Annotated in this window: 28 protein-coding genes; 13 read left to right on the top strand and 15 right to left on the bottom strand. The window is 55.6% G+C overall.

Features of this window, described 5'->3' with window-relative positions; genetic code table 11:
- Nucleotides 1-52: 52 nt before the first annotated feature.
- Nucleotides 53-280 (top strand): cold shock-like protein CspD, encoded by a 228-nt coding sequence (cspD, locus tag K5Y32_RS02630; RefSeq protein ID WP_007887624.1) that lies wholly within the window; start codon nucleotides 53-55, stop codon nucleotides 278-280.
- A 92-nt stretch (nucleotides 281-372) separates the two neighbouring features.
- Here cspD and K5Y32_RS02625 read toward each other — a convergent pair whose 3' ends face one another.
- Nucleotides 373-2,013 carry an ATP-dependent endonuclease gene (locus K5Y32_RS02625; RefSeq protein ID WP_222182871.1) on the bottom strand — a complete coding sequence of 547 codons (1,641 nt, stop codon included), beginning with the start codon at nucleotides 2,011-2,013 and terminating at the stop codon, nucleotides 373-375.
- 137 nt (nucleotides 2,014-2,150) lie between these two features.
- Between K5Y32_RS02625 and K5Y32_RS02620 the strand changes: the two genes are divergently transcribed.
- From K5Y32_RS02620 to ltaE, 3 genes are all read left to right on the top strand, one after another.
- On the top strand, nucleotides 2,151-3,047 hold the full coding sequence (locus K5Y32_RS02620) for a lysine exporter LysO family protein (protein WP_222181726.1): 897 nt from the start codon (nucleotides 2,151-2,153) through the stop codon (nucleotides 3,045-3,047).
- A 103-nt stretch (nucleotides 3,048-3,150) separates the two neighbouring features.
- Complete coding sequence (poxB, locus tag K5Y32_RS02615) at nucleotides 3,151-4,872, top strand: ubiquinone-dependent pyruvate dehydrogenase (RefSeq protein WP_222181725.1); 1,722 nt, start codon at nucleotides 3,151-3,153, stop codon at nucleotides 4,870-4,872.
- Nucleotides 4,873-4,939: 67 nt separating this feature from the next.
- Nucleotides 4,940-5,941, top strand: coding sequence for a low-specificity L-threonine aldolase (gene ltaE, locus K5Y32_RS02610; RefSeq protein WP_222181724.1), 1,002 nt, complete (start codon nucleotides 4,940-4,942; stop codon nucleotides 5,939-5,941).
- 343 nt (nucleotides 5,942-6,284) lie between these two features.
- Here ltaE and K5Y32_RS02605 read toward each other — a convergent pair whose 3' ends face one another.
- Both K5Y32_RS02605 and K5Y32_RS02600 read right to left on the bottom strand, forming a co-directional pair.
- The gene (locus tag K5Y32_RS02605) at nucleotides 6,285-7,109 is read right to left on the bottom strand and encodes an N-acetylmuramoyl-L-alanine amidase (RefSeq protein ID WP_222181723.1); all 825 of its coding nucleotides are present in this window, start codon (nucleotides 7,107-7,109) and stop codon (nucleotides 6,285-6,287) included.
- Complete coding sequence (locus tag K5Y32_RS02600; protein ID WP_007887640.1) at nucleotides 7,109-7,429, bottom strand: heavy metal-binding domain-containing protein; 321 nt, start codon at nucleotides 7,427-7,429, stop codon at nucleotides 7,109-7,111. The genes K5Y32_RS02605 and K5Y32_RS02600 overlap by 1 nt, the downstream gene beginning before the upstream one ends.
- Nucleotides 7,430-7,527: 98 nt before the next feature.
- Between K5Y32_RS02600 and K5Y32_RS02595 the strand changes: the two genes are divergently transcribed.
- The 6 genes from K5Y32_RS02595 to artJ (K5Y32_RS02570) all read left to right on the top strand — a co-directional run bounded on the left by K5Y32_RS02595 (nucleotide 7,528) and on the right by artJ (K5Y32_RS02570) (nucleotide 12,037).
- Nucleotides 7,528-8,067, top strand: coding sequence for a lipoprotein (locus tag K5Y32_RS02595; protein ID WP_222181722.1), 540 nt, complete (start codon nucleotides 7,528-7,530; stop codon nucleotides 8,065-8,067).
- A gap of 239 nt (nucleotides 8,068-8,306) precedes the next feature.
- A complete protein-coding gene (gene artP / locus K5Y32_RS02590; RefSeq protein WP_222181721.1) occupies nucleotides 8,307-9,035 on the top strand; it encodes an arginine ABC transporter ATP-binding protein ArtP in 729 nt (242 codons plus the stop codon).
- A 15-nt stretch (nucleotides 9,036-9,050) separates the two neighbouring features.
- Nucleotides 9,051-9,782: an arginine ABC transporter substrate-binding protein gene (gene artJ, locus K5Y32_RS02585; protein ID WP_008102446.1), complete on the top strand. Its 732-nt coding sequence runs from the start codon at nucleotides 9,051-9,053 to the stop codon at nucleotides 9,780-9,782.
- Between the two features lie 6 nt (nucleotides 9,783-9,788).
- Nucleotides 9,789-10,502, top strand: coding sequence for an arginine ABC transporter permease ArtQ (gene artQ, locus K5Y32_RS02580; RefSeq protein ID WP_222181720.1), 714 nt, complete (start codon nucleotides 9,789-9,791; stop codon nucleotides 10,500-10,502).
- 2 nt (nucleotides 10,503-10,504) lie between these two features.
- Nucleotides 10,505-11,173, top strand: a complete 669-nt coding sequence (gene artM / locus K5Y32_RS02575; protein ID WP_008102451.1) for an arginine ABC transporter permease ArtM — start codon at nucleotides 10,505-10,507, stop codon at nucleotides 11,171-11,173.
- 132 nt (nucleotides 11,174-11,305) lie between these two features.
- Nucleotides 11,306-12,037: an arginine ABC transporter substrate-binding protein gene (gene artJ / locus K5Y32_RS02570; protein WP_222181719.1), complete on the top strand. Its 732-nt coding sequence runs from the start codon at nucleotides 11,306-11,308 to the stop codon at nucleotides 12,035-12,037.
- 63 nt (nucleotides 12,038-12,100) lie between these two features.
- On the opposite strand, the gene rlmC is transcribed toward artJ (K5Y32_RS02570), so the two are convergent.
- The 10 genes from rlmC to K5Y32_RS02520 form a co-directional block, all read right to left on the bottom strand.
- Nucleotides 12,101-13,237 carry a 23S rRNA (uracil(747)-C(5))-methyltransferase RlmC gene (gene rlmC, locus K5Y32_RS02565; RefSeq protein WP_222181718.1) on the bottom strand — a complete coding sequence of 379 codons (1,137 nt, stop codon included), beginning with the start codon at nucleotides 13,235-13,237 and terminating at the stop codon, nucleotides 12,101-12,103.
- A gap of 48 nt (nucleotides 13,238-13,285) precedes the next feature.
- Nucleotides 13,286-13,753, bottom strand: coding sequence for a YbjO family protein (locus tag K5Y32_RS02560; protein WP_222181717.1), 468 nt, complete (start codon nucleotides 13,751-13,753; stop codon nucleotides 13,286-13,288).
- A 74-nt stretch (nucleotides 13,754-13,827) separates the two neighbouring features.
- Nucleotides 13,828-14,673, bottom strand: coding sequence for a putrescine ABC transporter permease PotI (gene potI / locus K5Y32_RS02555; RefSeq protein ID WP_222181716.1), 846 nt, complete (start codon nucleotides 14,671-14,673; stop codon nucleotides 13,828-13,830).
- On the bottom strand, nucleotides 14,670-15,626 hold the full coding sequence (potH, locus tag K5Y32_RS02550; protein ID WP_101760984.1) for a putrescine ABC transporter permease PotH: 957 nt from the start codon (nucleotides 15,624-15,626) through the stop codon (nucleotides 14,670-14,672). Before potH ends, potI begins: the two co-directional genes overlap by 4 nt.
- Before the next feature lie 9 nt (nucleotides 15,627-15,635).
- Nucleotides 15,636-16,769 (bottom strand): putrescine ABC transporter ATP-binding subunit PotG, encoded by a 1,134-nt coding sequence (gene potG / locus K5Y32_RS02545; protein ID WP_158238594.1) that lies wholly within the window; start codon nucleotides 16,767-16,769, stop codon nucleotides 15,636-15,638.
- A gap of 114 nt (nucleotides 16,770-16,883) precedes the next feature.
- Nucleotides 16,884-17,993 (bottom strand): spermidine/putrescine ABC transporter substrate-binding protein PotF, encoded by a 1,110-nt coding sequence (gene potF, locus K5Y32_RS02540; protein ID WP_222181715.1) that lies wholly within the window; start codon nucleotides 17,991-17,993, stop codon nucleotides 16,884-16,886.
- 372 nt (nucleotides 17,994-18,365) lie between these two features.
- Nucleotides 18,366-18,845, bottom strand: coding sequence for a YbjN domain-containing protein (locus K5Y32_RS02535; protein WP_008102469.1), 480 nt, complete (start codon nucleotides 18,843-18,845; stop codon nucleotides 18,366-18,368).
- 87 nt (nucleotides 18,846-18,932) lie between these two features.
- Nucleotides 18,933-19,835: a 30S ribosomal protein S6--L-glutamate ligase gene (gene rimK, locus K5Y32_RS02530; RefSeq protein WP_222181714.1), complete on the bottom strand. Its 903-nt coding sequence runs from the start codon at nucleotides 19,833-19,835 to the stop codon at nucleotides 18,933-18,935.
- 17 nt (nucleotides 19,836-19,852) lie between these two features.
- Nucleotides 19,853-20,575, bottom strand: a complete 723-nt coding sequence (gene nfsA / locus K5Y32_RS02525) for an oxygen-insensitive NADPH nitroreductase (RefSeq protein WP_101760988.1) — start codon at nucleotides 20,573-20,575, stop codon at nucleotides 19,853-19,855.
- 16 nt (nucleotides 20,576-20,591) lie between these two features.
- The gene (locus tag K5Y32_RS02520; protein WP_101760989.1) at nucleotides 20,592-20,843 is read right to left on the bottom strand and encodes a DUF1418 family protein; all 252 of its coding nucleotides are present in this window, start codon (nucleotides 20,841-20,843) and stop codon (nucleotides 20,592-20,594) included.
- 181 nt (nucleotides 20,844-21,024) lie between these two features.
- Here K5Y32_RS02520 and K5Y32_RS02515 point away from each other — a divergent pair, with 181 nt between their 5' ends.
- A complete protein-coding gene (locus tag K5Y32_RS02515) occupies nucleotides 21,025-21,288 on the top strand; it encodes a GrxA family glutaredoxin (RefSeq protein WP_222181713.1) in 264 nt (87 codons plus the stop codon).
- 33 nt (nucleotides 21,289-21,321) lie between these two features.
- Here K5Y32_RS02515 and ybjM read toward each other — a convergent pair whose 3' ends face one another.
- Complete coding sequence (gene ybjM / locus K5Y32_RS02510; RefSeq protein ID WP_110865823.1) at nucleotides 21,322-21,693, bottom strand: inner membrane protein YbjM; 372 nt, start codon at nucleotides 21,691-21,693, stop codon at nucleotides 21,322-21,324.
- Nucleotides 21,694-21,947: 254 nt separating this feature from the next.
- On the opposite strand from ybjM, the gene K5Y32_RS02505 reads away from it, so the two are divergent.
- A complete protein-coding gene (locus K5Y32_RS02505) occupies nucleotides 21,948-23,636 on the top strand; it encodes an aspartate:alanine antiporter (protein WP_101760991.1) in 1,689 nt (562 codons plus the stop codon).
- Nucleotides 23,637-23,997: 361 nt separating this feature from the next.
- Complete coding sequence (gene ybjG, locus K5Y32_RS02500; RefSeq protein WP_101760992.1) at nucleotides 23,998-24,603, top strand: undecaprenyl-diphosphate phosphatase; 606 nt, start codon at nucleotides 23,998-24,000, stop codon at nucleotides 24,601-24,603.
- A 66-nt stretch (nucleotides 24,604-24,669) separates the two neighbouring features.
- Here ybjG and K5Y32_RS02495 read toward each other — a convergent pair whose 3' ends face one another.
- Nucleotides 24,670-25,875, bottom strand: a complete 1,206-nt coding sequence (locus K5Y32_RS02495) for a serine hydrolase (RefSeq protein ID WP_101760993.1) — start codon at nucleotides 25,873-25,875, stop codon at nucleotides 24,670-24,672.
- Between the last annotated feature and the right edge of the window lie 188 nt (nucleotides 25,876-26,063).

Genomic DNA, 26,063 nt, shown 5'->3' with positions numbered 1-26,063 from the left:
GCTTCGATGACCTCACCTACTTATCAAAATGTCTTGCGAGGGAAGTAAAAGCATGGAGACGGGTACAGTAAAATGGTTCAATAACGCCAAAGGCTTCGGGTTTATCTGTCCGATTAGCGGCGGCGACGATATCTTCGCACACTACTCCACGATTCAGATGGAGGGATACAGAACGCTGAAAGCTGGCCAGCAGGTTCAGTTTGATGTCCATGAAGGACCAAAAGGCAATCATGCCAGCCTGATCGTGCCCTGTGAAGCCACGCAAGCCGCGGTCGCTTAACGCGCATGCTGTTTCACGTATTCTGACCACTCCCGAAAAAAAATGCCAGCCGCAGACGCTGGCATTTTTATTTGGCGCATCTCACCCTTTCCTCAATCCGCCCGGCCGCGAGCCAACCACATCACGCGCGCAAACAGCTGATCCAGCAACGGCGGAATCGCCTGTGGCCCGCGTTCAGCCGCAGCCATCGCGACGGCAATCGCCAGCTCAGGTTTCGAGCTGTGCTGAATGGCTTTACTAATAATACGCCGCGTGTTCATCGGCGCGTTTAACGGCAGGTGCGCCGTCTGGTAATAAACATCGCTGAAACCCTGCTTATAGAGAAAATGTTCAATATCCGGTGCCGGAAACTGCGTGAGATGATCGCTTTCCCGTGACGCCGACGGTAGCTGGCTGCGGGCAGTCGCCGCATATTTGCTTCCCGCCTGGTCGCCGTCGGTCAGCACATGCCAGGCGATGCCCATGCGTTGGGCGAACTTCAGCAGCGGTTTCAAGCCCGATTGCGCAAACTCAATGACTTTCACTCCTTCCGCCGCGAAGTGATAGCCACGCTGCCGCGCCAGTTCATTGATAATCCACACTTCGGTCTCGCCTTCCACCAGCAGCCAGCAGCGGGCAAACAGCGCCGAAGGACGATTCACGCGGATGTGGAAACCGATACGGCGACTCTCTTCAGCACTTAAACCTTCAGGCCCAATGCGCCATGCCGCCACCCGCGTGGATTCACGCACCAGCCGACACATATTTTCCAGCGGCACTTGCGATAACAATTCGCCCGAGTTGCTGGTGGCGATTTTTTGCAGCGGCATCAGTTCCAGTAAATTCCACGCCACCGACAGCATAATCGGATGCAGCCGCGTCTCCGGATCTTCCACCAGCAGCAGCGGATGCGCCCCCGCCGGCAACGGTTCGTTGCCGTGCGCCTGAATCAACAGCGAGAACATGCGCAGCAGAATCACCTGACGACTGCGTGATTCGGTGCCAGCAATCAGGTGATTAAGTTTATCCAGCGATCGCCAGCCTTCGCTGCCATCTCGAACTTCCGGTGCCACGCGCGGCGCGCTGCTGCCTGACTGCTGCACCAGAAAATAGTGTTCGAGCAGCTGCTGCATAGTATGCAATCCCTGACGCAGCAGATCGTCACTCAGCGTTTGCGGGCGCACCACCAAATCGCGCGTCAGCTTTTCCACTTCCTGCGCCAATGCCGTCAGCGTCGTCGCGCGGCGCTCCGCATCGCTGTCAGCATGGCGATTACGACGGCCAAAACGCGCATCGCGTAAACGCAATACCGGATGATAAGCACGCAGATGAGCCAGCGCCGCGTCGGTGCCTGCCATCGGCAACACATCGTTATGCTGATCGATGAAACGCCAGCTGGTTTTTACACCCTGATCCTGACGTTTAGCGCGGGTGCTGAAACGGATATAGCGGCCATGCTCATCGTGCTGCCAGAAGGGCTGAAACAACGCACTCTCATCATCGCGCTGGGCGCGAAAACGAAATACCAGCTGCAACTGGCGCATGCGGGCATCAATATCGCCGGGCGGGAAGTGAAAGTCGTGTTCAGTAAATTGATAGGGCTCGGCGGCGGGCGCCAGCAACAGCGTCAATGCATCGAGCAGGCTCGATTTACCCCAGGCATTTTCCCCAATCAGCACATTGGTGCTGGTCAACGGCAATGACAGCCGATTAATGCCGCGAAAACCGTGAATATCGATATGTTCCAAAATCATCATACATTCCATCCGCTGCTTTGCCTGAGCATGGTCCGCCACGCTTCGTTGGTCAAGTCAGCGCCGGGGGAAAAGGTTTACACTTCAACCATTTTTCGCTAGCGTGGCAGCCCGCAAATCATGGATAGAAACCTCACATGTACGGATTGATTATCATCCTTTTGCCGCTGATTCTCGGCTATCTGCTGCCGCTGCGCCGCACCACGCTGTTGCAGGCGGTTGCCCGCGCGCTGAGCGCGCTGGTCTACATCATTCTGTTCTTTATGGGCACCAGCCTGGCGTTTCTCGATAACCTGAGCAGCAATCTGCTGGCCATTTTCCACATCGCGCTGGTGAGCATGCTGAGCATTCTTGCCTGCTCGCTGCTGGCGCTGTGGCTGCTGGAGCGACGCTGGCCGTGGCGTCATCAGCACAAGCCACAAGCGCTGCCGTCGCGTCTGCATATGGCGCTGGAGTCGCTCAAGCTGTGCGGTTCTGTGCTGGCGGGCTTTCTGCTCGGTTTGAGTCAATGGGCGCCACTGCGTCACGCCTCGACCATCAGTGAATACGCCTTGATGTTGATGCTATTGCTGGTCGGTATTCAGCTGCGCAGCAGCGGCATGACGCTACGTCAAATCACCATCAACCGGCGCGGCATGCTGGTGGCGCTGGTATCGCTGTGCAGTGCGCTGGTGGGCGGCGTTATTGCCGCGCTGCTATTGGATCTGCCAATCAAAACCGGCCTGGCGTTAGCCAGCGGTTTCGGCTGGTATTCACTTTCCGGCATTCTGATGAGCGAATCGTTCGGCCCGGTGATAGGCAGCGCCGCCTTCTTCAACGACCTGCTGCGTGAGCTGATCACCATTATGCTGATCCCGCTGCTGATCACCCGTCAACGCAGCATGACGCTGGGCTTGAGCGGCGCGACCTCGATGGATTTCACGCTGCCAATCCTGCAACGCACCGGCGGCATGGAGATCGTGCCCGCTGCGATTGTGCACGGTTTTATTATGAGTTTGCTGGCGCCAATCCTTATCGCCCTGTTCTCGGCATAACGCATTTTTTCACGCCTGCACGCCAGCTTCATCGTCTACGCTTTCTGACTGACACGTTTTCGCCATCGGCATGGATGGCTCAACACCAGAAAGGAGCATAACGATGAAGCAAACTGTGGCGGCAATGCTGGCAAAAACTTTGGAAAACGCCGGCGTAAAACGCATTTGGGGCGTCACCGGTGACTCACTTAACGGGCTGAGCGACAGCCTGAATCGCATGGGCACCATCGAATGGATGCCGACGCGCCATGAAGAAGTGGCGGCCTTCGCGGCCGGCGCTGAAGCACAAATCAGCGGCGAATTGGCGGTATGCGCCGGTTCCTGTGGACCGGGCAACCTGCATCTCATCAACGGCTTGTTTGATTGCCACCGCAATCACGTTCCGGTTTTGGCCATCGCCGCCCACATCCCTTCCAGCGAAATTGGCAGCGGCTATTTTCAGGAAACCCACCCGCAAGAATTGTTCCGCGAGTGCAGCCACTATTGCGAGCTGGTTTCCAATCCGGAGCAGCTGCCGCAGGTGCTGGGCATTGCGATGCGTAAAGCGATTCTCAATCGTGGCGTATCAGTGATTGTGATCCCCGGCGACGTGGCGTTGCAGCCGGCCCCGGAAAGCGCACGCAGCGAATGGTATCCGCCGCAGCTGCCGCATGTGGTGCCTAACGCCCGCGAAGTGGCTGCGTTAGCCGAAACGCTGAATGGAGCGAAAAATATCACTCTGCTGTGCGGCAGTGGTTGCGCTGGCGCGCACGCCGAAGTGGTGAAGCTGGCAGAAACGCTGAAAGCGCCGATTGTGCACGCGATGCGCGGTAAAGAGCACATCGAATACGATAATCCTTACGATGTCGGCATGACCGGATTGATTGGTTTCTCCTCTGGTTTCCACGCCATGATGAATGCCGATACCTTAGTGCTGCTGGGGACGCAATTCCCCTATCGCGCCTTCTATCCGGCCGATGCCAAAATCATTCAGATCGACATCAATCCGGGCAGCCTTGGCTCACACAGCCATGTGGATATGGCGCTGGTGGGTGACATCAAAACTACCTTGCATGCGCTGCAGCCGCAGCTCACCAGCAAAACCGATCGTCAGCATCTGGATAAAGCGCTGGAGCATTATGTCGATGCGCGTAAAGGGCTGGACGAACTGGCCACCGCTAACGATAAGCTGGCGATTCACCCGCAATATCTGGCCCAGCAAATCAGCGAATACGCCGATGACGACGCCATCTTTACCTGCGACGTCGGCACGCCAACCGTGTGGGCAGCGCGCTATCTGAAGATGAACGGCAAACGTCGTTTGATCGGCTCGTTCAATCACGGTTCGATGGCCAACGCCATGCCGCAGGCGTTGGGCGCGCAGTCGCTGGACAAGCAGCGTCAGGTGGTGGCGCTGTGTGGCGACGGCGGTTTTAGCATGTTGATGGGCGATTTCATTTCGGTGGCGCAGCTCAAACTGCCGGTAAAACTGGTGATCTTCAATAACAGCGTGCTGGGCTTTGTGGCGATGGAGATGAAAGCCGGTGGCTATCTGACCGACGGCACCGACCTCGAAAACCCGGATTTCGCCGCCATCGCCGCCGCCTGTGGCATCAAAGGTATTCGCGTTGAGAAAGCCTCCGATCTTAACGGCGCGCTGCAGGAAGCCTTTGCGCATGATGGCCCGGTGTTGCTTGACGTGATTACCGCCAAAGAAGAGTTGTCGATGCCGCCGCAGATTAAAGCCGAGCAGGCCAAAGGTTTCAGCCTCTACATGATGCGCGCCATTCTGAATGGACGCGGTGATGAGATCGTGGAGCTAGCGAAAACCAACTGGCTGAGGTAAAACAATTCAGGCCAAACATGATGATAACGCGGGCGCTTCGCCCGCTTTTTTATTTCAGGAGAGCGACGTGATCGATCTACGCAGTGATACCGTAACCCGCCCGAGTGCTGCCATGCTCGATGCCATGATGGCAGCCGAAACCGGCGATGATGTCTACCGCGATGACCCCACCGTACACGCACTGGAAGTCGAAGCCGCACGCTTGAGCGGCAAAGCCGCCGCCCTGTTCTTCCCCACCGGCACGCAAGCTAATCTGGTAGCGCTGCTGTGTCACTGCCAGCGCGGCGATGAATATATCGTGGGTCAGCAGGCGCACAACTACAAATATGAAGCCGGCGGCGCAGCGGTGCTCGGCAGCATTCAGCCACAGCCAATTCTGCATGCGGAAGATGGTTCCCTGCCGCTGGCGGAGGTGGCCGCCGCCATCAAACCCGACGATTTCCACTTCGCCCGCACTCGTCTGTTGAGCCTGGAAAACACCCATCACGGTAAAGTGCTGCCGCTGAGCTATCTGGAGCAAGCGTGGATATTCACCCGCGAGCATAAGCTGGCGCTGCACATTGATGGCGCACGTATTTTTAACGCCGTGGTGGCACAGAATATGGAGCTGGAAGCGATTGCGCGTTACTGCGACACCTTAACCATCTGCCTGTCAAAAGGCCTCGGTACGCCGATTGGTTCACTGCTGTGTGGCGATGAAGCCTACATTGAGCAAGCGCGTCGCTGGCGCAAAATGACCGGCGGCGGCATGCGTCAGTCGGGCATTCTGGCCGCGGCAGGACTGTATGCGTTGAAGCACAATGTCGCGCGTCTCAAAGACGACCACGATAATGCGGCATGGTTAGGCGAGCAGCTCAGCGCCATCGGTGTTGAAGTGCTTAATCAGCACACCAACATGCTATTTGTGAAGGTGCCAACAGAGAAAGTTGACGCGCTGAAAAGCTGGATGCAGTCGGGCGATGTGCTAATTAGCGTTGGGCCCGTAACGCGTATTGTCACGCATCTGGATGTCAGCCGTCAGGATCTGCAACGGCTGGTGGCGCACTGGCAGGCATTCCTGCAGCAGTAAATCCTGGTGCGCATTCATACTTTGTAGGGTCGCCATTTATGGTGACCACTGCTAGTCCGTCAAGCCAACGATGAGTGCGCTGGCCGAAGTCACTTTTGGTCCGGCAGTCCTCGCGCCGCTTGCGCGGTACCTTCACTGCGCTCGTCTGCCTTACGGACCGGCAAAGACGGGACTTCCCTGTCCCGGCTTCGCCTTTCGCCCGAGTCCTGCGGGCTCTCCTGGCTTCCTCGCTTCGTTCAGCGTTGCGGATAGCCTGCCCAAAAGCGCCCCCGGCCTGCGTCGAAACTTCAGTGCGTGTTGTTCAAAAGAGGTCAAGTACATGATGCTTTATTAATAACAAGCATCACTGCGCCGCACCGTATTTCGCTGATAACGCGCGGGCAATCGCCAGGGTTTCCGCATCGGCGATGCCGCGATAATCACGCGGGCGGAAATGCATTTGAAACGCCGCAATCAGCTTGCGCTGCATCTGCGGCGTGGTTGCCGCCGCCACGTCGTAGCCATAGCGCTGCAGCGCATCCAGCAGTTCTGCCTGATCCACGCCTTCATCCGCCGCGCGTCCGTTAAGATAGCGCTGCACCGTTGCCTGCTCGGGCCACGCGCCTAAACCGTGCTCTGCCAGCTGCTGCCAGGGAAACAGCGGACCGGGATCCTGCTTACGCTGCGGTGCGATATCGCTGTGTCCGACCACATTTTCCGGCGCGATGCCGTAGCGCTGAGTGATATCTTCGACCAGCGCCATCAGCGCGCTGATCTGCTGCGGCGTAAAGGGCTGCCACTGCAAACCCGTTAAGGTTCGACGATAGCCGCTGTTAACGATTTCAATACCAATCGAAGTGTCATTGATGCGCGTTGCGCCGCGCCAGAAACTCGGGCCCGCGTGCCACGCGAGCTGGCTTTCCGGCACCAATTGCCACACCACGCCCTTGCCGTTTTTCTGCGGCGGATGCTGCGGAATCAGGTAGTGCGCGCTAACTTCCCGATCGGTCAGTGTCGCCAGCGAACTGGAAAAATCCTCGGTGGTGTAGTGAATCACCACCACCTTAATGCGCGGTCGCGCGCCCTGCGCCGGATGTGCGGTATCCACCCAGTAACCGTGGCGCGCTTCAATTGATGACTGACAAGCGCTAAGTAACAGCGCCATCGCCAGCAGGACAACCACGCGCATTAGCGAATAATCACGGCGGTGCCGGTGACGCTCACCATCAACATGCTGCCCTCTTTACCGACAGTTTCGTAGTCGATATCGATGCCCACCACCGCGTTGGCGCCGAGCGCTTTCGCCTGCTCTTCCAGCTCTTTGAAGGCGATCTGGCGCGCTTTGCGTAACTCTTTTTCGTAGGCGCCAGAGCGGCCACCGACGATATCGCGGATACCGGCGAAGAAATCGCGGAAAATATTGGCGCCGAGAATCGCTTCACCGGCGACCACGCCGCAATATTCACTGATGCTGTGTCCTTCCAGCGTGGGCGTTGTAGAAAATTTCATGGTGTTCTCCTTTTCTGAATCAGCTCGTAGCGCTTAAAAGCAAGGCTATACTCTATGCTAAAAATGGCGCTTTGCCAGTGAACAATAAGGAAATCGAGATGAGAAACAATGCCTTTGCGCTGCTTATTCCCGCAGCGTTGCTGCTAAGTGCTTGTACCACCGTTGAGCCAGTGATTAAGGATAATGGCCCACGCACCGCTGCCTGCGTTGACGGGGGTCCGGACAGCGTGGCGCAACAGTTCTACGATTTACGCGTCAGCCAGCCGACGCAAGGTTTGCCAGACAGCAACACGCTGGCGAAATATCGCCCTTACCTGAGCGATCGCCTGTATCAAAAGCTGCTGAGTGCCAGCAGCCAGAATCCGAAACCAGCGGCGTGGACCAGCGGCGATCTCTTTTCCAGCCTGGCGCAAGGCCCAACTTCAGCGGACGTGGCCAGCGCATCCACCATTCCTAACCGCGACGCGCGCAATATTCCGCTGCGGGTTGAGCTGAGCCGCGACAGCAAAGCCTGGCAAGATGAAGTGCTGATGATCCACGAAGGCACCTGCTGGGTGGTTGATGATGTGCGTTATGTCGGCCAGGTGCCCCACGCTGGCGGCGGTTCGCTGACGCAGCTGCTGGAAGCGAAAAAGTAACCGTTCACTTTTACCGCCGTTAATACCATTGTTTAGCGCGCCGCATCCTTGCGGCGCTTTTTGTTGATATTTTGTGAACAAAATAGGGCTCGCCAGCCCTCATCCACCTTGAGTTGCGCGATTTTGTGCTACGCTTTGGAGGTTTCACTGCTCTTTAATAAATATTAACCCACCACAATTGCATAACTATTCTGGTGACGTTAAAATCCGCGACACTAATTACTATTCATTTTTTGCGCATGAGTATTCAACTAAACGCCATAAACTGTTTTTACGGTACCCATCAGGCCCTGTTCGATATCAACCTGACTTGTCCGCAGGGTGAAACGCTGGTGTTGCTCGGCCCGAGTGGCGCGGGTAAAAGTTCGCTCCTGCGCGTCCTCAACTTGCTGGAGCAACCGCGCTCCGGCAGCCTGCAGATTGCCGGCAACCAGTTTGATTTCACCAAAGCCCCTTCCGACAGCGCGATTCGCGAGCTGCGGCAGAACGTGGGCATGATATTCCAGCAATACAATCTGTGGCCGCACCTGAGCGTGCTGCAAAACCTGATTGAAGCGCCGTGCCGCGTGCTCGGCCTCAGCAAGGACGCCGCGCGTGCGCGTGCTGAAAAGCTGCTGGACCGTCTGCGCCTGACGCCTTACGCCGATCGCTTCCCGCTGCATCTTTCCGGCGGCCAGCAGCAGCGCGTAGCGATTGCCCGTGCGCTGATGATGGAGCCGCAGGTGCTGCTGTTTGATGAACCGACCGCCGCGCTCGATCCCGAAATCACCGCCCAGATCGTCAGCATTATTCGTGAGCTGGCACAGACCAACATCACACAAGTGATCGTGACGCATGAAGTGGAAGTGGCGCGTAAAACCGCCAGCCGCGTGGTGTATATGGAAAACGGTCACATTGTTGAGCAAGGCGATGCCAGCCACTTTACACAGCCGCAAACCGACGCGTTTGCTAATTATCTTTCGCATTAAGTCAGGATGCTTCTAATGAAAAAAGTTGTAATTGCTGCCCTCCTTGCTGGCCTGAGCCTGAGCGCTTCAGCGGCACAGACATTGCGTTTTGCTACCGAGGCTTCTTATCCTCCGTTTGAATTCGTCGACTCTGATAACAAAATTCAGGGCTTTGATGTCGATCTGGCTAACGCGCTGTGTAAAGAGATGGATGCGACCTGCACCTTCACTAATCAGGCGTTCGATAGCCTGATCCCCAGTCTGAAGTTCCGTCGTTTTGACGCGGTTATGGCAGGCATGGACATCACGCCAGATCGTGAGAAGCAAGTGCTGTTCTCCAAGCCGTACTACGACAACTCTGCCATCTTCATCGCGCAGAAAGGCAAAATGGCTGACGTGGCCGCGCTGAAAGGCAAACGTGTAGGCGTGCAGAACGGCACCACACACCAGAAATACCTCTCTGACAAACACAGCGACATCACCGTTGTGCCTTACGACAGCTACCAGAACGCGGTGCTGGATCTGAAAAATGGTCGTATCGATGCGGTATTCGGTGACACCGCGGTAGTGAACGAGTGGCTGAAGCAGAACGCCAACCTCGCACCGCTGGGTGAGAAAGTGACGGACAAAGATTACTTCGGTACCGGTTTGGGTATTGCTGTGCGTCAGGGCAACAGCGAGCTGCAGGGCAAGTTCAATGCGGCGCTGGAGAAGATCAAAGCTGACGGCACCTACAAAACCATCTACAGCAAATGGTTCCAGCAGTAATTTCTGATGAATGAAATGATTCCACTCGCAAGCGCCGCCGGTATGACCGTCGGCCTTGCCGTTTGTGCACTGATCGCCGGCCTTGTGCTGGCGATGATTTTTGCTGGCTGGGAATCGCTGCGCTGGAGACCGCTGGCGTGGCTCGGTACCGCGCTGGTCACGCTGATTCGCGGCCTGCCGGAAATTCTGGTGGTGCTGTTTATCTATTTCGGCGCCTCACAGCTGCTGCTGACGCTCTCCGATGGCTTCCACATCAATCTCGGCCTGTTATCTATTCTGGTGCAGGTGCAGATTGAAAACTTCGACGTCAGTCCCTTCCTGTGTGGTGTGATTGCGCTGGCGATGCTCTATTCCGCCTATGCGTCACAAACCCTGCGCGGCGCGCTGAAAGCGGTGCCGGTGGGTCAATGGGAATCGGGCCAGGCGCTGGGCATGAAGAAGTCGGCGATTTTCCTACGCCTGATCATGCCGCAGATGTGGCGTCACGCGCTGCCCGGTTTGGGTAACCAATGGCTGGTGCTGCTGAAGGATACTGCGCTGGTATCGTTGATCAGCGTGAATGACCTGATGCTGCAAACCAAAAGTATCGCTACGCGCACGCAAGAGCCGTTTACCTGGTATCTGGTGGCGGCGGCGATCTATCTGATTATCACGCTGTTCAGTCAGTTCGTGCTGCGCCGCATTGAATTGCGCACCACGCGTTTCGAGCGAGGGGCTTAAGCATGCTGGATTACTTACCCGAGCTGCTGAAAGGGCTTCACACCAGCCTGACGCTGACCGTGGCATCGCTGATTGCGGCATTGGTGCTCTCTGTACTTTGCACCATCGTGCTGGCGCTCAAAGTGCCGGTGCTGAATTGGCTGGTGAAAGGTTATATCACGCTGTTCACCGGCACGCCGCTGCTGGTGCAAATCTTCCTAATCTATTACGGTCCCGGCCAGTTCCCCAGCATCCAGAACATTCCGTGGCTGTGGCATCTGCTGTCGCAGCCGTGGCTGTGTGCGCTGCTGGCGCTGTCGCTCAACAGTGCGGCTTACACCACGCAGCTGTTTTACGGTGCGGTGCGCGCCATTCCGTCCGGTCAATGGCAATCCTGCGCGGCGCTCGGCATGAACCGCAAAGATACGCTGCGCATTCTGCTGCCGTACGCCTTCAAGCGCGCCCTGTCGTCCTACTCCAACGAAGTGGTGCTTGTCTTCAAAAGTACCTCGCTGGCTTACACCATTACGTTGATGGAAGTGATGGGGCACGGACAGCTGCTGTATGGCCGCACTTACGATATCTCGGTGTACGCCGCCGCTGGCCTGATCTATCTGGTGGTTAATGGCTTGCTGACGCTGATGATGCGTTTGGTTGAGAAGCGGGCGCTGGCATTTGAGCGCCGTAACTGATGTCACCCCAGCGGGCGCCCGAAAAGCGCCCGCTGTTCATTTAAATTAATAAGCAAAAATATTGCATATAAATTCATTAACTGGCATCGTGTAACCCGTTCCGTCTCTGGCATGGTTTACAGGAGTTACATAATGAAAAAATGGATCGTTGCTGCTGCCCTGGCAACTCTGGCAATGAATGCTTATGCGGCGGAAAAAATCCGCTTCGCCTCTTCCGCCACTTATCCCCCGTTCGAATCCCTTGATCACGACAACCAAATCGTGGGCTTCGATATCGATTTGGCAAAAGCACTGTGTCAACAGATGAAAGCGGATTGCACCTTTACCAACAACGCCTTCGATAGCCTGATTCCGTCGCTGAAATTCCGTCGCTATGACGCAGTGATTTCCGGCATGGATATCACCGCCGATCGCAGCAAGCAGGTCGATTTCACCCAACCTTACTACGCTAACTCGGCGATTGTGATTGCGCATAAAGGCCAGTTCACCGACTTCAGCCAGCTGACAGGCAAACGTGTTGGCGTTGAGAACGGCACCACACATCAGAAATACCTGCTGGAGAAACATCCGGAGGTGATTGCGGTGGCGTATGACAGCTATCAGAACGCGATTCTCGACCTGAAAAACGGTCGCCTGAACGGCGTGTTTGGTGATACGGCGGTGGTGAATCAGTGGCTCAAGGCCAATGACGATCTTAGCGCAGTAGGCGAGCACATCACCGATACCGACTTCTTCGGCACCGGTTTAGGTATCGCGGTACGCAAAGGCAATGCGCCGCTGCTGAACGAGCTGAACAGCGCGTTAGTGGCATTGAAAGCCAACGGCACCTGGCAGCAAATCAACCAGAAGTGGTTCCCGGAATAAGCATTATGGGATGGCGGAGCGTGCTGCCTGCCAGGTTCTGCACGTCCTCCGTGCAGGTGAACGTTACGCCGTCCCACCCTTCTTGCTCAGCAAGCACAGCACTTCAAAATGCGCGGTATGCGGGAACATGTCGAACAGCTGCACGCGGCTCACGTCATAATCAGCCAGACGCGCGATATCCTGCGCCATGCTGCTGGGATTGCAGCTGGAATAGAGAAGGTAATCCGGCGCCATCTCACTGAGATAAGCACACAACTCTGCGCCAATACCGCGACGTGGCGGATTCACCAACACCAACTGCGGCACCGCTTCCCGTGAAGTGGCGAACTGCGTGGAATCCAGCGCGGCAAAACTCACTTTGTCTAACCCCAGCTGCTGCGCCGACTGCTGCGCACAGGTGATGGCTTCAGCATTGATTTCGATGCCGGTCAGCTGCATCTCGGGCGTTGCGCAGTGCAAGCCAAATCCCCCGACGCCACAAAACAGATCCCACATGCTGCTAACCGGCAACTGCGCGACCCAATCGCGCGCGGTGGCGTAGAGATCGGCCGCAACCTGTGGGTTGGTCTGGAAGAAGCTTTGCGGGCGGATATAGAGCGGCACCTGATTAAAGCGCTCCGCCAGCGCCTGATCCGGCGTCAGCGCAATCTCTTCGTCGCCTTCAAGAATCGCCATATGCACCGGCTGGATGTTGGCGGAGATCACCTTCAGCTGCGGCAGCTGCTGTTGCAGCCACGGCAAGGCATCGCGCAGCTGCTGCAGCTTGCTGGTGGAACGCAGCACAAAACGCAGCATCATGCCGCCCAGCGTACTCTCCGTCAGCAGCAGAAACTTCAGCTCACCGCGTTTGCGCGCCACGTTGTAAGGCGTTAAACCGGCGCGGGCGATGAAGGGTTTGAGTAGCGCGAACACTGCACTGAAGCTGTCGGGATAGAGCGGGCAAGCGCAGAGATCGACCGGTTCACCGTCGCGCGCCACCATGCCCAAAATCGGCCGCTCCACGCTCCCGCTGACTACCATTTTGGCCTTATTGCGAAACCCTTGCTGCGCGGATTGCACCGGCGGCAGCCATTCGCCCACCGGCTTCTCAGCCAGCAGTTGTTCCAGCAGCGACTGCTTGTCGTTGAGCTGTTGCGGATAGGGTTTTTCCAGCCACTGACACGAACGACAGCGACCGGCATCATAAAGCGCGCAATGCATGCAAATGCCTGTATTCAGAATCGGGAGAAAAAATGGGGGGCGATTGTATCACCGGCGCCGGAAAAAAGCGCGACTGCTGGCGGGCACAAACAGCAGCCCTAATACCAACACATCCGGGAGCTTTTGCAGCAGCGTGTGATGAATGATTTGCGCATTACTCTCACCGGGAATGCTAAAAATTTCCGGGTAGATCCAGCCCACCGATGCCATCAACATGTAGATCAGCACAATGATTTGCGTCGCCACATAGCCCCAGCGCCCACGATTGTTGCCGCGCATCAGAACAAAAGCGCAGCGCAGTTCAAACAGGAAAATCAGCTGGCTGGCGATAAAGATCAGGGTGGAATCCCAGGCTTGCGCGCTGCGATGCACGAAGTTGGCGAGTTCGTCGTAACCCAGTTCGTTGGCCAGCATCAACACGCTGAGGCAACGCGTAATAATAATAGCGCTGCCCGCCACCATCACGGGCACCGGTGTAGCGTTAATCATTGAACCGTGTTTCAGGGTTTCCGACATGGTGTAGCTCCGTAACCATAATAAAACGGGCCGATAAAATCAGCCCGTTCTTATAGTGACAAATGTTACGGCTTTCAGCCACGTTTTGCTTTCTGAATATCGCGTAAACGCTGCTTTTCTTCGTGCGCCATAAAGCGCCAGGCGATAAAACCCACTAAACCGACGACAAACAGAATCAGTGAGGCTAAGGCGTTGATCTCCGGGTTGACGCCACGACGCACGGTGGCGAAAATCGCCATCGGCAAGGTGGTTGCGCCTGGGCCGGTCACGAAGCTGGCAATCACCAAATCATCCAGCGACAAGGTAAACGCCAGCAGCCAGCCGGTAACGATCGCCGGCGCGATCATCGGTACGGTGATCACAAAGAACACTTTCACCGGCGTTGCGCCGAGATCCATCGCCGCCTCTTCAATCGAGCGGTCCAGTTCACGCAGACGCGAATTGATCACCACCGCCACGTAAGCAGTACAGAAGGTCACGTGCGCCAGCCAGATGGTCAGCATGCCGCGATCGCTCGGCCAGCCAAAGGTGTTACCCATCGCCACGAACAGCAGCAGCAAGGATAAACCGGTGATCACATCAGGCATTACCAGCGGCGCTGTCAGCATAAAGGCGAAGCCGTTATGTCCCCGGAAGCGGCCAAAGCGCACAATCACCACCGCCGCCATGGTGCCAAGCACCACCGCCATGGTGGCTGAGAGCGCGGCGATGGTCAGGCTGAGCCCCACCGCATCCAGCATCGCCTGATCCTGGAACAGCACTTTGTACCAGTGGAACGAGAAGCTCTCCCATACCGTGACCAGCGGCGAACTGTTGAAGGAGTAAACCACCAGCAGCAGCATCGGCGCATAGAGGAACATAAAGCACAGCAGCAGAATTACAGTGCGCCACGAAGAGCGAATAGTCGGTAACTGGCTCATTCTTTCTCTCCCACTTCACGGTTCTGATGCTTGTGGAACCAGATAATCGGCAATATCAGAATCAGCAGAATGATCACCGCCAGCGCGGACGCTACCGGCCAGTCACGGTTGTTAAAGAACTCCTGCCATAAAATACGCCCAATCATGATGCTGTCCGGACCGCCGAGCAGTTCCGGGATCACGTACTCGCCGACCGCCGGAATAAACACCAGCATTGAGCCGGCAATAATCCCTCCTTTGGTCAGCGGCACAATCACGCTGAAGAAGGTCTTCAGCGGACGTGCACCGAGATCCAGCGAAGCCTCCACCAGCGAATAATCAATACGCGTCAGCGCGGTATAAATTGGCAGCACCATAAACGGCAGATAGCAGTAAACGATACCGATATACACCGCCGTGTTGGTGTAGAGGATCACCAGCGGATGATCGATGACGCCGAGCCACATCAGGAAGCGGTTGAGAATGCCGTTGTTGTTGAGCAGGCCCATCCACGCGTAAACGCGCACCAGGAACGAGGTCCACGATGGCAGGATCACCAGCAGCAGCAAAATAGTGCGCATTGACGGCTTGCTGTGCGCCACCGCCCACGCCAGCGGATATCCGATCATCAGGCAGATAATGGTGGAGATGCCCGCCACTTTCAGCGATGTCAGGTACGCATCGGCATACAGCGGATCGTCGGTCAGCGTGAAGTAATTACCGAGATTGAGTACCAGATTGAGCTGACCATCGGCCCAGGTGACCAAATCGGTGTACGGCGGAATAGCGCGCGCAATATCGGCAAAGCTGATCTTCAGCACGATCAGGAACGGCAGCAGGAACAGCAGGATCAGCCACAGATACGGCATGGCAATCACCAGCTTGCGGCCGTGCTGCATCTTGATGCGCGTCGCCCAGCGCTGCAGCGGCGTGCCCACCACTTCGGGCTCGCTGCGTTGAGAAATCTGGCTCATATCGCCCCCTTAAACCGTCAGAACCACACAGCTGTCGGCGTCCCAGCAGAGACGCACTTCATCGCCCCACGTTGGCGCGCCTTTGCGGTAGCGATGGGCGTTTTGCAACTGTGCGCTGATCATCTGGCCGCTGCGCAGGCGCACGTGATAAATCGACAGGTCGCCTAGATAGGCGATATGCACCACTTCACCTACGGCAAAGTTACAGCCATCGGCAGGCACCTCTTCGCACAGCATCACTTTTTCCGGACGCAGCGCCACATGGACCGGCACGTTATCGACCACGGAAACATCGGTCTGCACTTTCAGCGGATGCACCAGGCCCGGCGCATCGATGATCAGCGCGTCTTCACCGCGTTCGCGCAGTAAGCCTTCGAACACGTTTACCGAACCGATGAACTCGGCGCTGTAGCGGCTGGTGGGATGCTCGTAGATCTCTTCCGGCTCACCAATCTGCACAAATTTACCGCGGTTCATGATGGCGATGCGGCCCGCCATGGTCATCGCTTCTTCCTGATCGTGCGTCACCATTACGCAGGTGGCGCCGACACGTTCAAGAATATCGACCACTTCGTGCTGCATGCGGTCACGCAGTTTTTTATCCAGCGCGCCCATCGGCTCGTCGAGCAGCAGCAGTTTGGGACGCTTCGCCAGGCTACGCGCCAGCGCCACACGCTGACGCTGACCGCCAGAGAGCTGATGCGGCTTACGCTTCGCGAACTCCTGCATGTGCACCAGCGACAGCATCTCTTCGACGCGGCTGCTGATTTCGCCTTTCGGCAGTTTGTCCTGTTTCAGGCCAAAGGCAATGTTCTGCTCCACCGTCATGTGCGGGAACAGTGCGTAGGACTGGAACATCATGTTGATTGGGCGCTGATACGGCGGAACGTGGGAGAGATCCTGACCATCCAGCACAATCTGGCCGCTGGTGGGCGGTTCGAATCCCGCCAGCATGCGCAGCAAGGTCGATTTACCACAGCCGGATGCGCCCAGCAGCGCAAAAATCTCACCTTTGTAAATGGTCAGACTGACATCATCCACGGCGTGCTGGCCGTCAAAAGATTTAGTCAGGTTGCGAATTTCCAGCAGCGGCGTCATCGCCTTAGCCGTTTTATTTGGGGGGCGGGGAATCGCGTCGTTCACTAACATTTCTCCGGCGCTAAAATCGCGCGGCACAGCCAGCCGCTAAAAATGGCACAACAGAGGCCATTACTGCGCCTCTGCTGTCGTCTTCAGGCAATAATCGTTCAGAACGAATTACTTACCACTTTTTACTTTAGTCCATGCACGGGTACGCACACGATCCAGTTTCGGATCCTGGACCTTGAGCACAAACAGTTTGGCCATGGCATCCGGCGTTGGGAAGATGCCCGGATTGTTACGCACGTCCGCATTGATCAGCGGCAGCGAGGCTTTGTTACCGTTGGCATAGTTCATGTTGTTGGAAACATCAGCGATGACTTTTGGATCCATCATGTAGTTAAGGAATTGGTAGGCGCCTTCCACATTTTTCGCGTCTTTTGGAATCGCAAACATGTCGAAGAATGCCAGTGCGCCCTGCTTCGGCACGATATAGCCAAGATGCACGCCGTTGTTGGCTTTGTCCGCACGATCTTTTGCCTGCAGGATATCGCCCGACCAGCCAATCGCCACGCAGATGTTGCCGTTCGCCAGGTCGTTAATGTACTGCGACGAATGGAAGTAACGGATGTTCGGGCGCAGTTTCAGCAGCAAATCAGTGGCTGCGCCAGAGTAATCTTTCGCGTCAGAGCTGTTCGGATCTTTGCCAAGGTAGTTCAGCACAGTAGCGAAAATCTCTTCCGGCGCATCAAGGAAGGAAACCCCGCAGCCTTTCAGTTTTTCCAGGTTTTCCGGTTTCAGCACCAGATCCCAGCTATCCAGCGGCACATCTTTGCCCAGTGCGGCTTTCACTTTATCGACGTTATAGCCGATGCCGGTGGTGCCCCACAGATAAGGAATCGCAAATTTGTTACCCGGATCGTGCTGCTCCAGTTTCTTCATCAGTTCGGGATCAAGGTTTTTGTAGTTCGGCAGCTTGCTCTTATCCAGCTCCTGGAATACGCCGGATTGCAGCTGACGCGCGAGGAAGCTGGACGACGGCACCACCACGTCATAACCGGTGCTACCGGCCATCAGTTTGCCTTCCAACACTTCGTTGGAATCAAAGACGTCATACACCACTTTATCGCCGGTCTGCTTTTCGAAGTTGGGCACGGTATCCGCCGCGATATAATCGGACCAGTTATACACATGTACCGTACTGCCTTCGGCCTGCACACCGCCGGCCGCAGCCATCAATGCACCAGCAACCACACCTGACAACCATGTTTTACGTTGGTTGAACATGTTTTACTTCCTCCTGAGCGGGTCATCACAACGCTGCATACACGGCGATCCGGACGTTGCGTTTTCTGTTAAATCACAGGCACACAATGAATCAATATTCAGCGGGAGTTTAATAGCAAAAACCTATACCTGCGCTGAGGTTGCACGTCTCAAGCAGCCCCGCAAGAATAGCCCCCCCGCACCACCTTCACCAGATCTCAGCTTAAAAAACGCCTTTTTGCGATGAGTTATGCATGTTTCTGCTATGGGGTTTGGCACTAGTGGCATAAAGCACGACTAATATCTGGCAATAAAGGGCAAAGTGCAGAATAAAAAGTGGTGGGGCAAAAATGAAAACTGCCGCAAAAAGCGGCAGTTAGCGAGGCGGGGAACTCAGTGCAGCATCGCGTGGCTGCTGGAGCTCGGCTGTCGCTCCTCTTCTTCTTCAACCACCAGCAGGTGGTTAGCAAAGGCTTCCATGATTACCATAGAAACGCCCTCTTCACTCTGCTTCATAAAGTGGGAGAACTGCCCGAAGGTTAATCCGGCGCTGGTACTGATCGACTGGCAGACAATCAGCTTCGGCAGATTGTCGTCCTGAATATCAACAAAGGCTTTAATCGTTAGCGAACTGGCATTGATCTGCGAGAGATCGCCCACCAGCGGAATCAGCGCCGTAGGTTTTACTTCTGCCAGCGCGGAGAAGAGGATAACGTTATCCACCAGGTCAATTTTTGCATCAAACACCCCGTCAAAATTCTGCATGTGCGGCAGGTGCAGTGCCTGACAGGCATCGCATTCGAACCAGGTGATATTTTGTTGATCCAGCCAGCGACGCAGCACGTCAATGTCCGGAACGACCAGTGAATCCATCGTAATATCCTGTGGGGTGAAGAAATGAGCGCCTTAGCTTACGGAAAAACCGATCTGGATGCCACGAAAACCGCTGAAAAGCGCGGCTTAGCCGCCGGTTTTAGGACGATAGCCGGGGCAGGCGTGCTGCTCAATCCACTTGATCATCATGGTAGCGATATCTAAACCGGTAATGCCCTCAATTCCTTCCAGTCCGGGCGAGGCGTTCACCTCCATAACCAGCGGTCCACGCTGGGCGCGCAGGATATCCACTCCGGCCACTTCCAGCCCCAGCGTGCAGGCGGCTTTCACCGCGATTTTGCGCTCCTGTTCAGTGATCTCCACCGCACGCGCTTTGCCGCCGCGATGCAGATTGGAGCGAAAATCGCCCTCTTTCGCCTCGCGCTCAATCGCTGCCACCACTTCATTGCCAATCACCAGGCAGCGAATATCGCGTCCTTGCGCTTCCTTGATGAACTCCTGCACCAGAATATGGGCATTGAGGCCACGAAAGGCGTCAATCACGCTCTCCGCTGCCTGCCGCGTTTCCGCCAGCACCACACCGATGCCCTGTGTGCCCTCCACCAGTTTCACCACCAGCGGCGCACCGCCCACCATCGCGATCAAATCATCAGTATCATCCGGCGAAGAAGCAAAACCGGTGATCGGCATATCAATGCCCTCACGCGCCAGCAGCTGCAGCGAACGCAGTTTGTCGCGCGCGCGGGTAATCGCCACCGATTCATTGAGGGGATAGCTGCCGCGCACCTCAAACTGGCGCAGCACCGCGGTGCCGTAAAAGGTGGTGGCGGTGCCGATGCGCGGGATCACCGCATCAAAATGCCCCAGCGCCTCGCCGCGGTAGTGCACTGCGGGCGAATCGGAATTGATGTTCATGTAGCAGGAGAGCGGATCGATCATCTGCACTTGATGGCCACGCTCCTCCGCGGCGTCGCGCAGACGCTTACACGAATAGATCGATCCATCGCGAGTGAGAATGGCCATTTTCATTACAGAGTTCCTTGTGCTTAGCGCGTCGCCCACCCCTGCTGATGCAGGTAATCCAGTATGAAGGGACGCGTTTCTTTAATAATCAGACGCTGAATCAGCTGACTCCAGGTTTCGGAACGCTGGTTGCTATCACGCTGCTGATAATAAGCGGTAATTTGCTCATCGTATTGCGCCAACAGATTTTTATCGACTGCATGATAGCGGTTTTCATGTACCAGCATCGCGTGCGGCATGCGGGGTTTAACATCGGGTGTATCAGCCGGATGACCGATGCAGAAGCCGAACAGCGGCAGCACAAACTTCGGCAGTTCAAGCAGCTCGGTCACTTCAGCGATGCTGTTGCGAATCCCGCCAATAAATACGCCGCCAAGGCCCAGCGATTCCGCCGCCACCATGGCATTTTGCGCCATCAGCGCGGTATCAACGCAGCCGAGCAGCAGCTGTTCAGCACGCCCGAGTTGCGCATCCGGGCAGATCTGTTGATGACGATTGAAATCCGCGCAGAACACCCAAAACTCCGCCGCTGCGCTAACCCAAGGCTGGCCGCCGGTCAGCTGGACCAGTTGCTCGCGCTTAGCGGGATCGGTGATACGAATAATTGAGGAGCACTGTAAAAAGCTGGAGGTCGAAGCCGCTTGTGCCGCTGCAATGATGGCGCTGCGTTGCGCCTCATCAATGCCCTGTTCGGTAAAAGCGCGAATGGAACGGTGGCTGCACAGTAAATCGATAGTCGGCGTCATAAATTCTCTCCGGTGGTTACTTCTTTTTGTTGGAATGATTGAACAATTGCGGGGCCATCGCCTTCGCCGTGCGCCACATCATCATCCATGCGGCAGGCAGCATCAGCGCGATACCAAGAAAAAACAGCAGCGTCGCCAGCGGCTTTTTGGCGATGAAATCAGGTGCGCTCACCCAATCGTTGGTAAGCAACAAGGCGCCAATCACGGCAAGCACGCCGAGCACTTCGAGTAGCAACACGGGTTTGGGTAATGTGGCGAGATTACGCATGCGATGGTTCCTTGATTGTTCTTTCAGCGTTAGCCGCATTTTACCCAATGTATAGGCGGTAAGTATTAGAGTAACAGGTATATTCTTCTTCCTTTAAGCAGGATGGGCGGGCATGATGTGACGCATTATTCACGCTGTGATGTGATTCTAGTCACAAAACAGCAGCGGAAGGAGAGAAGCAATGATTGCAGTGATTTTTGGCCGTTCTGGCTGCCCTTACTGCGTACGTGCGAAAGAGTTGGCGGCTAAGCTGACCAGCGAGCGCGACGATTTTAACTATCAGTACGTGGATATTCAGGCCACCGGCATTACTAAAGCCGATCTGGAAGCCCGTGCCGGCAAGCCGGTGACAACCGTGCCGCAGATTTTCCTCGACGATCAGCACATCGGTGGTTACACCGAATTCGCTGCCTGGACCAAAGAAAACCTGGGTATCGAAGCCTAAGAGAACGGGCCTGCGGGCCCGTTTTTGCAGGTACTATTCGGCTCGCATCGCCAGCATAATCCGCAGCAAGCGCACCAGCAGCGCACCACAGCCCGCCCAAAACAGCGCACTCAAACTCCAGGCCACAATCAACAAGCCGCTGTGCGTCATTGGCACCGCCAGCATCAACCACATCATACCCAGCAGCGTACCGCCTAGCGCGACCCACAAGGTGCTGATAAGCGGACTTTCCGGCTGCAGTAGCGCCATCAAACATCCCGGCAGTAAAAACAGCAGTAATTCTGGCTGTCCGCGAACGGCTTGTTCACTGGCGGCGGACCAGAAATGATGTGCATAAATAAACACCAGCGTATAAAGCATCACGCCCAGAATGGATGCTGGCCAGCGATTATTGCGCTGCAACATAATTATCCTCAACTTTGACGTTAACAATTATGAAACTTTTACTGCCCTGATGCGCACGACTGGAAATAAAAAGAAACAGCTGGAGGCGAAAGGAATGAAAACTGCCGATAGCTGAGGGTGTTAATTATGATTAGAATGACGCCGCTTTAGATTTCGGCTTGAACGCTTTTGTTGCAAGAACCTTAACGTTCGGCACAAGATAGCGAAAAAAGCCCCTCTCATCAACTGGTTACAGGTTAAGAAGAAGTTAAACCGTGAACATTAACGTCGCAGAATTGTTAAGCGGAAATGACGTTCTGTTATTATTTGTCGTTTTAGCCCTCGGACTCTGCTTAGGTAAATTACGCCTCGGCTCGGTCCAACTCGGTAATTCCATTGGAGTCCTGGTTGTTTCGTTGATTTTAGGTCAACAGCATTTCGCCATTAATACTGACGCATTAAGTCTTGGCTTTATGTTGTTTATTTTTTGTGTTGGCGTGGAAGCCGGGCCTAACTTTTTCTCGATATTTTTCCGCGACGGTAAAAACTACTTCTTTCTGGCGATTGTCATGGTTGTCAGCGCGCTGTTAATCGCCCTGACGCTCGGCAAAGTATTCGGCTGGGATATTGGTTTAACCGCGGGCATGTTGGCCGGTTCAATGACCTCAACGCCGGTGCTGGTGGGTGCTGGCGATACGTTGCGGCAAAGCATCAGCGACAGCCATCAGCTCACTTTGATGCAGGATAACCTCAGCCTCGGTTATGCCCTCACTTATCTGGTGGGTTTAGTCAGCCTGATTTTTGGCGCCCGCTATCTGCCGCGCCTGCAGCACCAGGATCTGCCGACTTGCGCGCAGCAAATCGCGCGCGAGCGCGGCCTCGACGCCGATAGCCAGCGCAAAGTGTTTCTGCCGGTGATCCGCGCATATCGCGTGGGTCCGGAACTGGTGGAGTGGAGCGGCGGTAAAAACCTGCGTGAGCTGGGCATTCATCGCCAGACCGGCTGCTACATCGAGCGTTTGCGCCGCAACGGTATTCTCGCCAGCCCGGACGGTGACGCGATGCTGCAGCTGGGCGACGATATCTCGCTGGTGGGCTATCCCGATGCGCACGCGCGTCTTGATCCCAGTTTCCGTAACGGCAAAGAGGTGTTCGACCGTGATTTGCTGGATATGCGCATCGTCACCGAAGAGATCGTGGTGAAAAATCACAACGCGGTGAACAAGCGCCTAAGTCATCTCAAACTGACCGATCACGGCTGCTTCCTCAATCGGGTGATTCGCAGCCAAATCGAAATGCCGATCGATGACAGCATTATGCTAAACAAAGGCGATGTCCTGCAGGTAAGCGGCGAAGCGCGTCGCGTGAAAAGCCTGGCCGATCGCATTGGCTTTATCGCCATTCACAGCCAAATCACCGATCTGCTGGCCTTCTGCGCCTTCTTTATCGTCGGCTTGATGGTCGGGATGATCACCTTCCAGTTCAGCAATTTCAGCTTCGGCATCGGTAACGCCGCTGGTCTGTTGTTCGCAGGCATCATGCTGGGCTTTATGCGCGCTAACCATCCTACGTTTGGCTATATCCCGCAGGGTGCGCTAACGATGGTGAAAGAGTTTGGCCTGATGGTGTTTATGGCGGGCGTAGGTCTGAGCGCGGGCAGCGGCTTGCAGCACGGTTTCGGCAGCGCAGGCGCGTTGATGCTGCTGAGTGGCTTGCTGGTCAGTTTGCTGCCGGTGGTGATTTGCTATCTGTTCGGCGCTTACGTGCTGCGTATGAACCGCGCGCTGCTGTTTGGTGCCATCATGGGCGCGCGCACCTGTGCGCCAGCGATGGAGATCATCAGCGATACCGCGCGCAGCAGCATCCCAGCCTTGGGCTATGCAGGAACGTATGCGATCGCGAATGTTTTGCTGACGCTGGCCGGTACCCTGATCGTGATAATCTGGCCGCTTTTGCCTTTATAAAAATATTTTTGCGCTGTCCAGAACTTTCTTCTGGGGTCGCAGTCTGAATAAGTGCCACTGCTTTTCTTTGAAATCCCCAAATTGTGGAGCCCGCCGGTCACTGACTTGCGGGTTTTTTTATGGCTGCCATTCTGCCGCTTAAGGTTCTTCTCAGACAAAAATTCCATCCTGCCACTCTGACGTCGATTTTTTAAATCTTCATGCAACTTTCATCAAAGTTAAACACTCCAACAACCCGCGATAAGATTAAGAGCGCGACTATTTATTCCTGGTTCGGACGCTTCTAGGCTATCAGCTTTATTTTGCAGGCAATTTTGCTCTGCTGTTTTTCGGGTAAACAAGACGAGGACAAGGAATCGTGATGGAAGCATTGAACCACACGCTCTTTTTATGGATCAACGCCACAGAGGATTCACCGCAGTGGCTGATCACTCTGGCGACCTTTATCGCCAAAGATGTGATAGCCATCGTACCGTTGCTGATTGTGGCGCTGTGGCTGTGGGGACCGCGCGATCAGGTGCAGTCTCAACGCGAGCTGGTGCTAAAAACCGGCATGGCGCTGTTGTATGCGCTGAGCATTTCGTGGTGCGTCGGGCAGCTGCTGCCGCATCCGCGTCCGTTCGCTATTGGTTTTGGCCATCAGTTACTGTCACACCGACCTGATGATTCCTATCCGAGCGATCACGGCACCACCATTTTCACCTTTGCGCTGGCATTTATCTTCTGGCATCGCCTTTGGTCAGGTGTGGTGTTGCTGGTGATAGGCAGCGCCATCGCCTGGTCACGCGTCTATCTTGGCGTGCACTGGCCGCTGGATATGCTGGGCGGATTCCTGGTCGGCTTGCTGGGTTGTCTGGCGTCGCACATGGCGTGGCAGCTGTATGGCGAACGCATGCTGGCGTTTACGCATCAGGTGTATCGCGCGCTGTTCGCCATGCCGATTAAGAAAGGGTGGATTCGTGAGTAAGCGATGGGGTCGCCATTAATGACGAGCCTGTAAAAAACGGTGCGCATCAAGCGCACCGTTTTTGTCTCAACTAAACCACTTCCCGAACCAGCCGTGGAATTTCATCATGATGAAATCCCAAATGCGGCCAACAAAGCCACCTTCCGGCACCGCTTCCATCGTCACCAGCGGACGTTGCTCAATGGTTTTGCCATCCAGCTGGAAATCGATAGTGCCCACCACCTGATTCTTCTCCAGCGGCGCTTCCAGCTGCGGTGAATTCAGGGTAAAGCTGGCCTTGAGGTTTTTCATCTGCCCTTTTGGCACGGTGATCGCAGCGTCTTTTGCGACGCCAAGATTGACCTGGCTGCGATCGCCAAACCAAACGCGCTGCTGCGCAAACGGTTTATCGGCCTTAATCGGCGTCACGGTTTCATAGAAGCGGAAGCCCCACGTCAGCAACTTCTCACTTTCGCGGAAACGCGTGGCATCGGTCGCCGCACCGAGCACCACGGAAATCAGCCGCATATCGCCTTCGGTTGCCGACGCCACCAGATTGTTACCCGCGCCGGAGGTATGACCGGTTTTAATGCCATCCACCTTGAGATTGGTGCTCCACAGCAGACGGTTGCGGTTCATCTGCTTAATCTTATTGAAGGTGAACTCTTTTTCACTGTTGATCGCATACTCTTCCGGCACATCGCTAATCAGGCGCTGGCCGATAATCGCCATATCACGCGCGGTGCTGTACTGCCCTTCGGCGTCCAGGCCGTGTACCGTCATAAAGTGGGTGTTTTGCAGGCCAAAGGCTTTGACGTAGTTGTTCATCAACCCGATAAACGAATCCTGGCTGCCCGCGACATAATCAGCCAGCGCGATACAGGCATCGTTGCCGGATTGAATCACCACACCTTTATTCAGCTCAGAGACCGGAATGCGATCGCCGGGTTTAAGGAACATCAGCGATGAGCCGCGCAGCTTGGGATTGCCGGTTGCCCACGCATCCTGGCCAATGGTAACCATGTCATCGTTGTGAATCTTGCCCGATTTCAGCGCCTGGCCGACCACATAGCTGGTCATCATTTTGGTCAAACTGGCGGGATCGAGGCGTTGATCGGCATTGGATTCCGCCAACACTTTGCCGCTGTTGTAGTCCATTAAAATCCAGGCTTTGGCGTCAATTTGCGGTGCCGCAGGTGCCTGTTCAGCCAGGGTAGCTGCGGGGATAAAGAGTAAAAGAAGTGAAGACGCAGCCAACGGCCGCCAGACAGAAGCGAAGGTGTTTTTTCTCATGAGCGTGACCAGATTGTCCTTGTTAAATCTCGGTTTTCTTGCAGGCAAGACATGTCTTGCCTCACGCTAACGGTTCAGGCCAGCGAAAAAAACCGTCCAATCGTAAAGTTTTATAGAGTTTATTAGAGTAACCCTGGCACCAAGCGTGCAGCGCCGCCACTTTTGCCCATCTGACTCCCGAAAAAATT

This window comes from Pantoea sp. DY-15 (genome assembly GCF_019795935.1).
GTDB classification, from domain to species: domain Bacteria; phylum Pseudomonadota; class Gammaproteobacteria; order Enterobacterales; family Enterobacteriaceae; genus Pantoea; species Pantoea leporis.
This window is presented reverse-complemented; position numbering and strand designations above follow the sequence as displayed.

What these genes read in the sequence shown, in the direction of transcription:
- cspD (WP_007887624.1), top strand. Translation starts at nt 53, where the DNA reads ATGGAGACGGGTACAGTAAAATGGTTCAATAACGCCAAAGGCTTCGGG.
- K5Y32_RS02625 (WP_222182871.1), bottom strand. Translation starts at nt 2,013, where the DNA reads ATGATTTTGGAACATATCGATATTCACGGTTTTCGCGGCATTAATCGG.
- K5Y32_RS02620 (WP_222181726.1), top strand. Translation starts at nt 2,151, where the DNA reads ATGTACGGATTGATTATCATCCTTTTGCCGCTGATTCTCGGCTATCTG.
- poxB (WP_222181725.1), top strand. Translation starts at nt 3,151, where the DNA reads ATGAAGCAAACTGTGGCGGCAATGCTGGCAAAAACTTTGGAAAACGCC.
- K5Y32_RS02605 (WP_222181723.1), bottom strand. Translation starts at nt 7,109, where the DNA reads ATGCGCGTGGTTGTCCTGCTGGCGATGGCGCTGTTACTTAGCGCTTGT.
- K5Y32_RS02600 (WP_007887640.1), bottom strand. Translation starts at nt 7,429, where the DNA reads ATGAAATTTTCTACAACGCCCACGCTGGAAGGACACAGCATCAGTGAA.
- K5Y32_RS02595 (WP_222181722.1), top strand. Translation starts at nt 7,528, where the DNA reads ATGAGAAACAATGCCTTTGCGCTGCTTATTCCCGCAGCGTTGCTGCTA.
- artP (WP_222181721.1), top strand. Translation starts at nt 8,307, where the DNA reads ATGAGTATTCAACTAAACGCCATAAACTGTTTTTACGGTACCCATCAG.
- artJ (WP_008102446.1), top strand. Translation starts at nt 9,051, where the DNA reads ATGAAAAAAGTTGTAATTGCTGCCCTCCTTGCTGGCCTGAGCCTGAGC.
- artQ (WP_222181720.1), top strand. Translation starts at nt 9,789, where the DNA reads ATGAATGAAATGATTCCACTCGCAAGCGCCGCCGGTATGACCGTCGGC.
- artM (WP_008102451.1), top strand. Translation starts at nt 10,505, where the DNA reads ATGCTGGATTACTTACCCGAGCTGCTGAAAGGGCTTCACACCAGCCTG.
- artJ (WP_222181719.1), top strand. Translation starts at nt 11,306, where the DNA reads ATGAAAAAATGGATCGTTGCTGCTGCCCTGGCAACTCTGGCAATGAAT.
- rlmC (WP_222181718.1), bottom strand. Translation starts at nt 13,237, where the DNA reads ATGCATTGCGCGCTTTATGATGCCGGTCGCTGTCGTTCGTGTCAGTGG.
- K5Y32_RS02560 (WP_222181717.1), bottom strand. Translation starts at nt 13,753, where the DNA reads ATGTCGGAAACCCTGAAACACGGTTCAATGATTAACGCTACACCGGTG.
- potI (WP_222181716.1), bottom strand. Translation starts at nt 14,673, where the DNA reads ATGAGCCAGTTACCGACTATTCGCTCTTCGTGGCGCACTGTAATTCTG.
- potH (WP_101760984.1), bottom strand. Translation starts at nt 15,626, where the DNA reads ATGAGCCAGATTTCTCAACGCAGCGAGCCCGAAGTGGTGGGCACGCCG.
- potF (WP_222181715.1), bottom strand. Translation starts at nt 17,993, where the DNA reads ATGTTCAACCAACGTAAAACATGGTTGTCAGGTGTGGTTGCTGGTGCA.
- K5Y32_RS02535 (WP_008102469.1), bottom strand. Translation starts at nt 18,845, where the DNA reads ATGGATTCACTGGTCGTTCCGGACATTGACGTGCTGCGTCGCTGGCTG.
- rimK (WP_222181714.1), bottom strand. Translation starts at nt 19,835, where the DNA reads ATGAAAATGGCCATTCTCACTCGCGATGGATCGATCTATTCGTGTAAG.
- nfsA (WP_101760988.1), bottom strand. Translation starts at nt 20,575, where the DNA reads ATGACGCCGACTATCGATTTACTGTGCAGCCACCGTTCCATTCGCGCT.
- K5Y32_RS02520 (WP_101760989.1), bottom strand. Translation starts at nt 20,843, where the DNA reads ATGCGTAATCTCGCCACATTACCCAAACCCGTGTTGCTACTCGAAGTG.
- K5Y32_RS02515 (WP_222181713.1), top strand. Translation starts at nt 21,025, where the DNA reads ATGATTGCAGTGATTTTTGGCCGTTCTGGCTGCCCTTACTGCGTACGT.
- ybjM (WP_110865823.1), bottom strand. Translation starts at nt 21,693, where the DNA reads ATGTTGCAGCGCAATAATCGCTGGCCAGCATCCATTCTGGGCGTGATG.
- ybjG (WP_101760992.1), top strand. Translation starts at nt 23,998, where the DNA reads ATGGAAGCATTGAACCACACGCTCTTTTTATGGATCAACGCCACAGAG.
- K5Y32_RS02495 (WP_101760993.1), bottom strand. Translation starts at nt 25,875, where the DNA reads ATGAGAAAAAACACCTTCGCTTCTGTCTGGCGGCCGTTGGCTGCGTCT.